12 protein-coding genes and 1 riboswitch are annotated in these 12,401 nt (G+C 58.2%); of the genes, 7 read left to right on the forward strand and 5 right to left on the reverse strand.

All coding sequences use genetic code 11. The features are described from left to right. Nucleotides 1-20: 20 nt before the first annotated feature. Nucleotides 21-521, reverse strand: a complete 501-nt coding sequence (locus H7K52_RS17400; RefSeq protein ID WP_182630267.1) for a GNAT family N-acetyltransferase — start codon at nucleotides 519-521, stop codon at nucleotides 21-23. Nucleotides 522-593: 72 nt separating this feature from the next. Between H7K52_RS17400 and H7K52_RS17405 the strand changes: the two genes are divergently transcribed. After that, nucleotides 594-2,426, forward strand: a complete 1,833-nt coding sequence (locus H7K52_RS17405) for an ABC transporter ATP-binding protein (protein ID WP_008926335.1) — start codon at nucleotides 594-596, stop codon at nucleotides 2,424-2,426. On the opposite strand, the gene H7K52_RS17410 is transcribed toward H7K52_RS17405, so the two are convergent. Further along, nucleotides 2,423-3,547 carry a GNAT family N-acetyltransferase gene (locus H7K52_RS17410; protein WP_182630268.1) on the reverse strand — a complete coding sequence of 375 codons (1,125 nt, stop codon included), beginning with the start codon at nucleotides 3,545-3,547 and terminating at the stop codon, nucleotides 2,423-2,425. The two genes, H7K52_RS17405 and H7K52_RS17410, sit on opposite strands and share 4 nt — an antisense overlap. Nucleotides 3,548-3,688: 141 nt before the next feature. Between H7K52_RS17410 and H7K52_RS17415 the strand changes: the two genes are divergently transcribed. The 3 genes from H7K52_RS17415 (at nucleotide 3,689) to H7K52_RS17425 (ending at nucleotide 6,263) form a co-directional block, all read left to right on the forward strand. Beyond that, nucleotides 3,689-4,594, forward strand: coding sequence for a LysR family transcriptional regulator (locus H7K52_RS17415; RefSeq protein WP_110410929.1), 906 nt, complete (start codon nucleotides 3,689-3,691; stop codon nucleotides 4,592-4,594). A gap of 98 nt (nucleotides 4,595-4,692) precedes the next feature. After that, nucleotides 4,693-5,634 (forward strand): glutathione S-transferase family protein, encoded by a 942-nt coding sequence (locus H7K52_RS17420; protein WP_182630269.1) that lies wholly within the window; start codon nucleotides 4,693-4,695, stop codon nucleotides 5,632-5,634. Nucleotides 5,635-5,657: 23 nt separating this feature from the next. Beyond that, on the forward strand, nucleotides 5,658-6,263 hold the full coding sequence (locus H7K52_RS17425) for an alpha/beta hydrolase (protein ID WP_039661131.1): 606 nt from the start codon (nucleotides 5,658-5,660) through the stop codon (nucleotides 6,261-6,263). Here H7K52_RS17425 and H7K52_RS17430 read toward each other — a convergent pair. Continuing rightward, nucleotides 6,260-7,075 carry a sugar phosphate isomerase/epimerase family protein gene (locus tag H7K52_RS17430; protein WP_039661130.1) on the reverse strand — a complete coding sequence of 272 codons (816 nt, stop codon included), beginning with the start codon at nucleotides 7,073-7,075 and terminating at the stop codon, nucleotides 6,260-6,262. The genes H7K52_RS17425 and H7K52_RS17430 overlap by 4 nt on opposite strands. 127 nt (nucleotides 7,076-7,202) lie before the next feature. Further along, nucleotides 7,203-7,580 carry a fluoride efflux transporter CrcB gene (gene crcB / locus H7K52_RS17435; protein ID WP_003852055.1) on the reverse strand — a complete coding sequence of 126 codons (378 nt, stop codon included), beginning with the start codon at nucleotides 7,578-7,580 and terminating at the stop codon, nucleotides 7,203-7,205. An 89-nt stretch (nucleotides 7,581-7,669) separates the two neighbouring features. Then, nucleotides 7,670-7,745: riboswitch (Fluoride riboswitch) on the reverse strand. Nucleotides 7,746-7,862: 117 nt separating this feature from the next. On the opposite strand from crcB, the gene H7K52_RS17440 reads away from it, so the two are divergent. After that, the gene (locus tag H7K52_RS17440; RefSeq protein ID WP_182630270.1) at nucleotides 7,863-8,783 is read left to right on the forward strand and encodes a nucleoside hydrolase; all 921 of its coding nucleotides are present in this window, start codon (nucleotides 7,863-7,865) and stop codon (nucleotides 8,781-8,783) included. Between the two features lie 9 nt (nucleotides 8,784-8,792). Here H7K52_RS17440 and H7K52_RS17445 read toward each other — a convergent pair whose 3' ends face one another. Then, entirely contained in the window at nucleotides 8,793-9,821 is a 1,029-nt protein-coding gene (locus H7K52_RS17445; protein ID WP_182630271.1) for a zinc-binding alcohol dehydrogenase family protein, read from the reverse strand. Between the two features lie 137 nt (nucleotides 9,822-9,958). On the opposite strand from H7K52_RS17445, the gene H7K52_RS17450 reads away from it, so the two are divergent. Further along, complete coding sequence (locus tag H7K52_RS17450) at nucleotides 9,959-10,861, forward strand: GntR family transcriptional regulator (RefSeq protein WP_008926343.1); 903 nt, start codon at nucleotides 9,959-9,961, stop codon at nucleotides 10,859-10,861. 169 nt (nucleotides 10,862-11,030) lie between these two features. Then, the gene (locus H7K52_RS17455) at nucleotides 11,031-12,383 is read left to right on the forward strand and encodes an MFS transporter (protein WP_003852047.1); all 1,353 of its coding nucleotides are present in this window, start codon (nucleotides 11,031-11,033) and stop codon (nucleotides 12,381-12,383) included. The last annotated feature ends 18 nt before the right edge of the window (nucleotides 12,384-12,401 follow it).

The raw sequence follows: 12,401 nt of genomic DNA on the forward strand, positions 1-12,401 counted from the left end.
CCGTGATGCCGCTCCGGTTATCACTTATCGTGCAGCAGCTTCGCCATCATCACCACGTCGCGCAGCTGACCGTCGCGGAGTGCCGCCTGCCGCATCACCCCTTCCCGCTCAAAGCCCAGCCGCTCATAGAGCCGCAGCGCCCGTTCGTTGTCGTGAAACACCTCCAGCTCCATACGGGTAATGCCCAGCCAGTTGCGGGAGTAGTCCATTGCGGTGCGAATCAGCCGCTCACCGACCCCGCGACCGCCGAAATCGGGATGCACGCCCAGTCCAAAACTGATGCAGTGGCGGGTGCGCGGCTTGTTATCGACAAACAGCGTCAGCTCACCGACCAGCTCGTCATCAATTTCTGCCACAAAGGCGATAAACCCCTCGGCGTCCATTCGGGCAATTTTTTTCTCCCAGGTCGCAACGCTGGGAAACGGCAGTTGCAGTGTCCAGGGATAGACATCGGGATGACTGTAGAGGCGCTGATAGGCGGCGGCATCCTGCGGTTCCCGTGCCCGAATAATGATTTCCATATTTTCTCCTTTTAGCCGAACGGGGTTCATGCACTAAGCTGTAGCTCTTTACCGTACGGAAAGAGTATCGCTATGTTGTATCGTCGTTTTGAGCGTTTTATCAATATATTTCATGATGCACCCACCGATTCACCGCCCTCAACGGTCTGGTCGTTTTACCTCTACTACCTGCGCCAGGTCTGGCCCAGTTTCGCAGCACTGCTGGTGGTGGGGCTGGCGTCAGCGCTGATCGAAGTGTCGCTGTTCAGCTATCTGAGCCGCATTATCGATATGGTGAACCACTCCACACCCGCCAGCCTGTTTCAGGATAACTGGCCGATACTCCTGTGGATGGGAGCAGTGGCGCTGATTCTGCGGCCGATTTTTATCGCCCTGCACGACATGCTGGTTCACCAGAGCATCAGCCCGGGCATGACCAACCTGATCCGCTGGCAGAATCACAACTATGTGCTGCGCCAGAGCCTTAACTTCTTCCAGAACGATTTTGCAGGTCGTATCGCCCAGCGCATCATGCTGACCGGCAGTTCACTGCGTGATTCCGCGGTGCAGCTGGTGGACGCTATCTGGCACGTGCTGATCTACGCCGTGACGTCGCTGGTGTTGTTTGCGGATGCCGACTGGCGACTGATGATCCCACTGATTATATGGATGGTCGCTTACAGCGCCTCGCTGCGTTTCTTTGTGCCCCGCGTCAAAGCCCGTTCGGTGGTCTCTTCAGAATCGCGTTCGAAGCTGATGGGCACCATTGTTGATGGCTATACCAATATTGCCACCATCAAGCTGTTCGCCCACAGCGATCTGGAGCGTAAGTATGCGCGTGAGGCGATGCAGGAGCAGACGGAAAAAACTCAGCACGCTGGTCGCATGGTCACCAGCATGGATCTGACGCTGTCAGCACTGAACGGCCTGCTGATTGTCTCTACATCCGCGCTGGCGCTGTGGTTGTGGAGCCAGTCGCTGATCAGCGTAGGCGCCATTGCGCTGTCGACCGGTCTGGTCATCCGCCTGGTCAATATGTCTGGCTGGATCATGTGGGTCGTCAACGGCATCTTCGAAAATATCGGTACGGTTCAGGATGGCCTGAAAACCATTGCGCAGCCGCTGAGCGTGCAGGATGCGCCGCAGGCTAAACAGCTTAAGGTGACGCGCGGCAACATCCGATTCGAGGATGTGCGCTTTGACTATGGCGGTGGCCGTCAGGTGATTAACGGCTTTAATCTCGACATTAAACCGGGCGAGAAGATTGGTCTGATTGGTCCTTCGGGGGCCGGTAAATCGACGTTAGTGAACCTGCTGCTGCGTCTTTATGACCTTAACGGTGGGCGGATTGTGATCGACGATCAGGATATCGCCGCAGTGACGCAGGAGAGCCTCCGTAGCCAGATTGGCATGATTACGCAGGATACCTCGCTGCTGCACCGTTCGATTCGGGAAAACCTGCTCTATGGCCGTCCTGACGCCAGCGAAGAGGAATTACAGCTTGCGATTCACCGCGCCCGCGCCGATGAGTTTATTCCGCTGCTCTCCGATTCACTGGGCCGCACCGGGCTGGATGCACACGTGGGGGAGCGCGGCGTGAAACTGTCGGGGGGTCAGCGTCAGCGTGTGGCGATTGCCCGCGTGCTACTGAAAGATGCGCCGGTGCTGATCATGGATGAGGCCACCTCGGCGCTGGACTCCGAAGTGGAAGCGGCGATTCAGGAGAGCCTGGAGTCACTGATGCAGGGCAAAACCGTTATTGCGATTGCACACCGCCTGTCGACCATCGCGAAGATGGATCGACTGGTGGTGCTGGATAAAGGCGGTATTGCTGAGATGGGCAGCCATCACGAGCTGCTGGCGCAGAACGGTCTGTATGCCCGTCTGTGGCAGCATCAGACCGGTGGCTTTGTCGGCATCGATTAATCGCCGCGTCGATAGGGTAAGGCGTCGCGTGCTTCTTCCGCCCAGCCGCGCACGCCTTCCCGCTCCTGCACCAGAAAATCGGCCACGGCATCGCGCAGGCCGGGATGCAGCAGATAGTGCCAGGAGTGGGTAATCTGCGGCTCAAAGCCGCGCACCAGCTTGTGCTCGCCCTGCGCACCCGCATCAAAGCGCGTCAGCCCTTCATCCAGGGCTAAATCCATTCCCTGATAGAAACAGGTTTCGAAGTGCAGCCGATCAAACTCCGCCAGGCAGCCCCAGTAGCGGCCATAGAGCGAGTGGCTGTCCCGCAGATAAAAAGCCATTGCCGCCGGTTGCTGCTGTAAGCGGGCGATCACCACCACAATATTCTGCGGCATTCGTTCCGCCAGCAGACTGAAGAAGTCGCGCGTCAGATAGGGCCGCTGACCGCGCACCGCATAAGTGTTGGCATAACAGGTATAGACAAAATCCCACTGTTCTTCGCGCAGCTCATCACCGCGATAGCGGTCAAACACAAAACCGCTCTGCGCCACCTGTTCACGCTCTTTACGCAGCTGTTTGCGCTTGCGCGACATCAGCGTGTCCAGGAAATCCTGAAAATCGCGGTAGCCGCGATTATGCCAGTGATACTGACAACCGAGCCGTAAGAGCCAGTCGGGCTGATCGGCCAGCAGCGCGTTAGCCTGCGCATCGGTAAAATTGATGTGCGCACCGCTTAAGCCCTGCTGCAACAGGCTTTCCGGCAGGGCTGAAACCAGCTGAGACGCGGCCGAGGCTTCTCCCAGCAGGCGTGCACCGGTGACCGGGCTGAAGGGTATCGCGCCCAGCCATTTCGGGTAGTAGCGGATGCCGGCGCGCTGGCTGGCATCCGCCCAGGCGTGATCAAAGACATATTCGCCCTGTGAATGGCGTTTGCGGTAGCCCGGCAGCGCGGCGCGGGTCACGCCCTCTTCCCGCCACAGCAGATGGTCAGGCTGCCAGCCCGCCTCAAACCGTACGCTGCCACTCTCTTCCAGCGTCAGCAGAAAGGCGTGGCGCAAAAATGGCTGGTCATCAGGCAACAGCGCATCCCACTCGGCGGCCGGAATCTCCGCCAGTGACGTCAGGTGAATCAGCGACATGAAATACTCCAGTGAACGTCGGGCAGAGAATCAGTCAAGCAGGTTTTCCGCGCCAGCGAAAGGGTCAAGGCACGCAAAGTGAAGGCTGCATCGCCTGGCCACAGCCCCTATACTGCGACTTTACCTCCTCAGGACTTCGCCATGGATCGACTCGATTGTGACCGGATGTTTGTCACGGTGCTGGAAACCGGCAGCTTTTCTGCCGCAGCGTTGCGTCTCGGCACCAGCAGCAGTCAGGCATCAAAACTGGTTTCAAAGCTGGAGCAGCAGCTCGGCGTGCAGCTGTTTAAGCGCAGCACGCGCGCGCTGTCGCCCACCGATGTCGGACGCAGCTATTATGAGCGGGTGAAAAACCTGCTTGATGCCTTTGAGGCGCTGGATGCCAGCGTGCGTGAAAGTGCGACGACGCCCACCGGCAGGCTGAAAATCAGCGCACCCGGCTCCTTTGGCACGGCGGTATTGTCTCAGGTGCTGGTGGCGTTTGCCCGCCGCTATCCGTTGATTGAGCTGGATGTCAGCTTTTCAGACCGGGCCGTGAACATCGTCGATGAAGGTTTTGATATGGCGATCCGCATCGGCACGCTCAGCGACAGCAGCCTGGTGGCGCGCAAGCTGAGCGAAGTACATGTGCGTATCGCCGCATCACCGGTCTATCTGGAGCAGTTCGGCACGCCGCAGCACTGGCGTGACATGGCACAGCATCAGTGCATTATCGACACCAATTTTCGCGATCCCTGGCACTGGCCGTTTACCAGCGGGGACGGCAGCAGTGAAATTGTGACTGTGCCGGTGCGTGGACGTTTGCGCTTCGCCAATACTGAAGCCTCTCTGCAGGCCGCCATCGCCGGTCTGGGCATTGCGCGTTTGCCCGGTTTTATTGCGGCCCCGGCGCTGCAACGTGGGGAGATTGTCCGGCTGCTGGAAAATTTTGAGACGCCACCGCTAGGCTTGTTTGCGGTTTATCCGCCGGCCCGTCATCTGCCACATCGGGCACGCCTGCTCATCGACTTCCTGGTGACGCACTTCACGCACGCTCCACCGGCGTGATTTCTTCCATATTGGAAGAAATCATTGTCTTACAGACCCGATTATCAGTCGTTTAGTCATCAGTTAAGCTACTTCTCTCACCACAGAGGAGTTGCGCGATGTTAGTAGAAGGCAAATGGAGTAGTGACTGGCATCCGGTGCAGGCTACCGATAAACAGGGCGGATTTGTTCGCCAGACATCCGGTTTCCGGCACTTTATCAGTAGCGATGGCTCGACTGAATTCGCCGCCGAACCGGATCGTTACCACCTCTATGTGGCGCTGATCTGCCCGTGGGCGTCACGTGCGCTGATGGCCCGCAAACTCAAAGGGCTGGAGTCAATGATTAGTGTCACGGTGGTTGAGCCGCAGCTCGGGGCTCAGGGCTGGCGCTTCGGCACGTTTCCCGGCGCACAGCAGGACCCGCTGAATAACGCGCAATATCTGCATGAAATCTATACCCGTGTCGCGCCCGATTACACCGGCCGCGCCACCGTGCCGGTGCTGTGGGACAAGAAGACCGGCACCATCGTCAATAATGAGTCCGCTGACATTGTGCGCATGTTTAACAGCGGCTTTGGCGATCTGGCCGATAACCGCATCGATCTCTATCCTGCAGCGCTGCGCCAGGAGATTGACGCGCTGAATGAGAGTCTCTATCAGCGTCTGAATAACGGTGTTTATCGTGCTGGCTTCGCCACTACCGCCCTCAGCTATCAGCAGGCATTTAATGACGTCTTTAGCCAGCTCGATGAACTGGAAGCCCTGCTCAGCGATGGTCGCACCTTCCTGCTGGGAGAACGGCTGACTGAATCCGATATTCGCCTGTTCGTGACGCTGATTCGCTTTGACGCCGCCTACCATGGCCTGTTCAAATGCAACCTGCGCCGGATACACGACTATACGCTGCTGAATCGCTATCTTAAGAGCATGTTATCGGTCTCCGGCGTACGTGAGACGGTCAGTATCGATCACATCAAACAGGGTTATTACTCGATCAAGGCGCTGAATCCGAACGGGATTGTTCCGGCTGGCCCGGATATGAGTGAATACAATTTGTAAGGGCATAAGCTAAAGGAGCAATGATGGCAAAAGCACTGGTAATTTTTCTGCATGGCGTGGGCAGTAACGGCGACGATCTGGCACCAATTGGCCGTCACTGGGCGACGCTGTTGCCGGATGTGATTTTTGCCTCTCCCAATGCGCCTGAACGTTTTCCCGGTGGTTTTGGCTGGCAGTGGTTCAGCCTGGCGGACATCACACCTGAGAACAGGCCTGCCCGTGTTCGGGCAGCGCGGGCGGCATTTGATGCAACCCTTAGCGAGATTATTGCGCAGCACGGCTTCGCGGAACGCTGGCAGGATGTGGTGCTGGTCGGCTTCTCGCAGGGATCGATCATGGCACTGGATGCCCTGGCGTCAGGCCGTTATCCGCTGGCAGGCGTGGTCGCCTTTTCCGGGCGTCTGGCGGTTGACGGTGAATTAACCCCGCAGGCTCATGTGCCCGCGCTGCTGATTCACGGTCAGGCCGATGAGGTGATCCCGTGGCAGGAGAGCGAATCTGCCGCAGCACGACTCCAGGCCGCAGCGGTGCCGGTCGACGCGCGCTTTGAACCCGCCACCGGCCACACTATTTCCGCTCAGGGTGCTATGCACGCCGCCGGATTTATCGGCCAGTGTTTACAGGATTAACCCCAGTAGCGGTTTAACGCCTGCCAGGCATGACGTGCTGCGACGTCGGGCGGCAGGCGTTTCAGCGTATCATTAAAGACTTCGATGCCCACCGGCCCCTGATAGCCCGCACTTTTCAGCTTATCGACGAAGCGTTCAACATCAATAATGCCATCGCCGGGCAACTGACGATGGTGTTTTGCCATCGCCATCAGGCTCTGCTTATCCTGCGCGGGAACCGCGGCCATATCACACAGCTGCACTTCATAAATACGGTCGGCAGGAATGCCGTCCAGCTGCGAGGCGTCACCGCCCAGTGCGCAGATATGGAAAAGATCCACCACCAGCCCGATATTGGGCTGATCGAGCCGCTGCAATCGCTGCCACGCCAGCGGCAGCGTATTGTCCACGCTGCACCAGGCCATCGGCTCATACATAATGCGCATGTTGTAGCGTGCAGCTTCAGAGGCCATCCAGCGCAGGTCATCATCAATCTGGTCGGCGCAGCAATCTTCACGGGTGCTGGCCGGTGCCTGAATCGTGTCGCAGCCCAGCGTCCGGGCAATCTGTATAAACTGGCGCAGCTCTTCGCGCTTCTGGCACCGTAGCGCACCCGGTGCGCCGGTAAAATCGCGCAGCACCTGCAGATTAGTAAAGCCAGGTCCCTTCAGTGCGCTGATCTCAGCCAGTGCTGCCGCACCGCCCTCGTATGCGTCAACATCCTCGCGCCAGATCTCGACCTGATCAAAACCGGCGTCGCGCGCCGCCTGCAGTTTCTGGTCGGGTTCACCGTTTAACAACACCAGGTTAAGGAAGGTAGGATTGGTTCGCATGGCTCGGCTCCTTAATCGTCCGGAATAATCGGTGACGTTCAGCGTTACGCCCGCAATAGCCATGCGGGCGTAAAACCTGAAACAGTATCTACCTCTTAAGCGTTAAGACAAGCGCCGATTAGCCAGATCAGCCCAGCAGCGTGACCAGCGCAAAACCCGCAAACGCCATCAGCAGTGAGCCAATCACATGCACTAGCGCGCTGGCCATCGCCCACATATATTTTCCGGTCTGAAGCAGCCCCATTAATTCCGCAGTAAACGAGGAGAATGTTGTCAGGCCGCCACAGAGTCCGGTGACGATCAGCAGTTTCCAGATCGGGTCCACGTCGGGATGGCGCACAAACCAGGCCATTGCGCCGCCGATCACCAGCCCGCCGATCAGATTCACCAGCAGCGTGCCCGGCGGCAGATTAGGAAAGAGCGCATTAAAACGCATCGAGAACAGCCAGCGCAGTACACAGCCGGCAGAGCCGCCGATCATCACAGCCAGTAACGGTTTAAACATGTGTTGCTCCTGATAACAGAGTAATGCCGGGCTGAGGGGGGAAAGGCAGAGATAAACTGCGCCTGACACCTCAGCTCCCGCGAAAGGATTGAGTGTCAGGCGTCATCAGCCGGTGTTAAGCCCACCGGCGGTTGGGAAAGGTGGCACGCCATCACCTTGAGCCGGTGATAATACGACGCCCGTTTCAGGCTGGCAAGCCTGTGCGCATGGCAGATGAATCGCTTGACGCCCTGCCCGCTGGCGGGGTAATGCTGAGAGTTTACAGCCTGTTGCGGAGAGCCTATGCGTACCCTGATTTTTGATACTGATATCGGCGTGGATGATGCCTTTGCGCTGGCTTATGCGGCGCGGACGCAGCATCTGCTGGGAATTACCACGGTGTCTGGCAACGTAGCGGTGGGTCAGGCGGTGAAAAATGCCCGGCTGTTCTGCGACAAAATGGCGATTAATGCGGAGGTCTATCGCGGCTGTTCACGGCCGCTGGCACTGGCGCCCTCAGCGCCCGCCCGGCTGCACGGTGAAGATGGACTGGGCGATGCGTTTGATAACACCTGCAGCGATGAGGCGCCAGGCGCGGTGCAGTTTATTATCGACAGCGTGCGGGCGCAGCCGCATCAGATCACCCTGGTGGCGATTGGTCCGCTGACCAACATCGCCACGGCCATTAATCAGGCGCCGGATATTATTCCGCTGGTGAAAGAGCTGGTGATCATGGGCGGCGCGTTTGGCACCGATGGCCACAGCGGCAACGTGACGCCCTTCAGCGAATTTAATATCTGGAAAGACCCGCATGCCGCCGATCAGGTGCTCGCCTCGGCGCTGAACGTGGTGGTCATCCCGTTGGATGTCACGCACAAGGTGTTAATCAGCAGTGATGAGGTTCAGCGTCTGAACCAGCCGGTGCTGAGCGCTATCTGTCGTCCTTATCTGGCTTACAGCCTGGCAAAGGAGGGTTTTGCCGGTATGGCGCTGCACGATACCCTGGCAGTGGCGTGGCTGACGCTGCCGCAGGCCTTTACCCTCACTGAAAGTCCGCTGCGGGTCATCACCGAGGGCATCGCCGGCGGTCAGACTGTGCGTAAGCTCGGCGCACTGGCGTCGCGCAATGATCCCTTTGCCGGTCTGCCCGCCCAGCGTATCGCGCTCGGCGTGGATGCCGACGCGGTGCGGGCGCACTTCTTTGAAACCCTCACCGCGCCCTGAAACGCCGCGTTAGCGGTCGAAGTGAATCACACCTTTGATCAGTTCGCGATTATTGATGACTTGCGACTCAAAGGTTTCATCCAGCGTAGAGAAAGCCAGGTGATGATTCAGCATCATTTCAGCACGCAGCTGGCGGCTGGCCATCAGTGCACTTACCCGATCAAAATCTTCGCGGGTGGCATTGCGGCTGCCCATCAGCGTGGTCTCTTTTTTGTGGAATTCACTGTCAGGGATAACCAGATCGCCTTTGTGCAGGCCGACATAGACGATTGTGCCGCCATGTCGCATCAGGTTAACCGCATTGTTCATCGCCGCCGGGCTGCCGGTGGCGTCGATCACTTTCAGCGCCAGACGACCACCAAACTGATCCCGTAGCGCGCTGTAAAACGCCTCATCCGCCGGATTCAGTGCCGCCAGACCCAGCTGATCAGCGACATGCTGGCGACGGAATTCGCTGGTGTCCGCCACCACGACCTGCGCGCCACTGGCGGCGGCAATGGCGGCGACACCCAGCCCAATCGGTCCGGCACCCACCACCAGAACCTGCTCATCCGCCACAATGCCTGCACGACGCACCGCATGGGCGCTGATGGCAAAGGGCTCAATCAGCGCGGCCGCTTCCGGGGCCACCTCATCCACCGCCAGCAACGTGCTGACCGGCACGCTTAAGTAGTCGCAGAAACCGCCATCCTGATGCACGCCTATCACCGAGATCTGTTCACAGCAGTTGGTCTTGCCACTCTGGCAGGCGTCGCAGCGCAGACAGGAGATGTAGGGCATTAACGCCACCCGCTGGCCTGCCTGAAAGCCCTCGGCGCCACTACCCAGCGCCACCACTTCCGCACAGATTTCATGGCCCAGCACCCGTGGATAGCTGAAGAACGGCTGATTGCCGGACCAGGCGTGGATATCCGTGCCGCAGATTCCGGCGGTGAGAATTTTAATCAGCGCCTCGCCAGCGGCAGGCGTGGGGGTGTCGCGGGTGGCCCAGACCATCTTACGTGGTTCAGCGATGACCAGTGCTTTCATTGTTGTCATGGTGATTCTCCGGTTGTCCTGCAGGCAGTTACGGCGAATCCTGCCTGATGCGCAGCGTTCGTTTACGGGAAGTGTGAAGCACGGCGATTTTTTTGGGCTTTGAATGGTTTTTAATGCATTAAAAACCGGAGAGTCAGATGAGCCGCAGCCAGAATTTGCGCCAGAACGTCATCAACCAGATGCTGGAGAGTATCGCTCAGCGACATATTCGTTCGCCCCTGCCACCGCAGGCGGCGCTGGCGGAGATGTTCAATATCAGCCGGACCACGGTGCGACATACCCTGCACTATCTGCATCAGTGCGGCGTGCTGGATAAAGTGGATCAAACCTACGTTATCGTGCGTGATCCCCGCGATGAGGACAGTTTTAGCGCCTTAACGCCGCCGATTGAGCAGCAGGCCAGTCACTTTGAGCAGATGTTTTTTAATATGATCAATCAGCGGCAGCTGGTGCCCGGCGACACCTTCAGCGAGCTGCAACTGGCGCAGCAGGTGAAAGTCAGTCCGGTTGTGGTGCGCGAATTTCTGCTGCGCTTTATGCGCTATGACCTGCTGGAGCCGGTGAAACGCGGTCAGTGGCGCATGAAAAAATTCACTCAGGATTATGCCGAGAAGCTGTTTGAACTGCGCGAGATGCTGGAAACCCACGCCCTGAGCCGCTTCCTGAATCTGCCCGCCAGCGATGAGCGCTGGGTGCAGGCGCGGGATCTGCTGGATCGTCACCGATCCATGCGCGACACCATCGCCAGCAACTATCGCCACTTTGCTGCGCTGGACCGTCAGATGCATTCGCTGATTTTATCCGCCGCCAATAATCCATTTTTTAATCAGTCGCTGGAGATCATCTCAGTCATCTTTCACTCACATTATCAGTGGGATGAAAGCGATCTTAAGCAGCGTAACATTGTCGCGCTGGAGGAGCATATGGCGATACTGACCGCGCTGATTGGCCGTCAGGATATTGATGCGCTCTGTGCATTACATAACCATCTGGCGACCGCTAAAACCTCAATGGTGCGCTCAATCGGTCAGTACAATTAAAAACCGATTAAAAACCACAAAGCATTAGCTCCCGCACGATTCAGAAACATCTTTGCAACATCCTTAACCCTTTGCTCTTAGTCTCGACTGCAACGTCACGGCGGCCTTTTGCGCTGCGCGCAGACCCCTTCTCACCATAACGATAAGTACCCAGTTTCGGGAGAGTGCAATGGAAAAGACCTCAGTAACCGGTCGCGACAGCGTGACCGGCGACACGCCACCAGGCCAGGATTTCGTGCCAATGCGCAGCGATGTGGTGCGTTCACCGCGTATCCGCAAAGTGCAGATTACGGCGATGCTGCTGTTGCTGTTCGCCGCCATCATCAACTATCTGGATCGCAGCTCGCTGTCGGTCGCGAACATGACCATCCGCGATGAGATGGGGCTAAGCGCCACCGAAATCGGCTTCCTGCTTTCTGCTTTTTCGCTGGCGTATGGCCTGGCGCAGTTGCCGTGTGGCGCGCTGCTGGATCGTAAAGGGCCGCGCATTATGCTCGGCATCGGCATGTTTATCTGGTCGCTGTTCCAGGCCGCCTCGGGTCTGGTGCATAACTTTACCCAGTTCATCCTGGTGCGCATTGGCCTGGGCATTGGCGAAGCGCCGATGAACCCGTGCGGCGTGAAAGTGATCAACGACTGGTTCAACATTAAAGATCGCGGCATGCCGATGGGGATGTTCAATGCCGCCTCGATGATTGGGCTGTCGGTGGCCCCGCCGATTCTGGCGGCGATGATGCTGGTGATGGGCTGGCGTGGCATGTTTGTTACCATCGGTATCCTCGGCATGTTCCTCGCTATCGGCTGGTATATGATTTACCGCGACCGCGACAACAACACCCTGAGCGCCGAAGAGATCCACTATCTGCAGGCGGGCAGCGTGGCGTCGCGGAAAGAGCCGATCAGCTTCAAAGAGTGGCGTGGCCTGTTTAAGCAGCGCACCATGTGGGGCATGATGATTGGCTTCAGCGGCATCAACTACACCGCGTGGCTCTATATCGCCTGGCTGCCGGGCTACCTGCAGTCCACCTATCATCTCGATCTGAAAAGTACTGGCCTGCTGGCGGCGATTCCGTTCCTGTTTGGTGCAGCGGGCATGCTGCTGAATGGCTATGTGGTTGACTCGCTGGTGCGTCGTGGCTTTAACGCCGTAAAAACCCGCAAAGTCTGCATCGTCAGTGGGATGCTGCTGTCAGCCGGATTCACCGCCGTGGTGACCCGCGCGACCGATACCACCAGCGCCGTGACGCTGATTGGCATGGCGCTGTTCTGTATCCATTTCGCCGGCACCTCATGCTGGGGATTGATCCACGCCAACGTCACCGCCCGCATGACCGCTTCGGTCGGCAGCATCCAGAACTTTGCCAGCTTTATCTTCGCCTCGTTCGCGCCAGTGATCACCGGCTGGGTGCTCGACACCACCAAATCGTTCAGCCTGGCGCTGATGATCTGTGCCTGCGTCACGCTGGTTGGCGCACTCGCCTACCTGCTGCTGGTGCGCCAGCCCATCACCGACGGCGAATAATCGCAGGACGGCGCGGCG

It is taken from the genome of Pantoea hericii (genome assembly GCF_014155795.1).
GTDB lineage: Bacteria > Pseudomonadota > Gammaproteobacteria > Enterobacterales > Enterobacteriaceae > Pantoea > Pantoea eucalypti.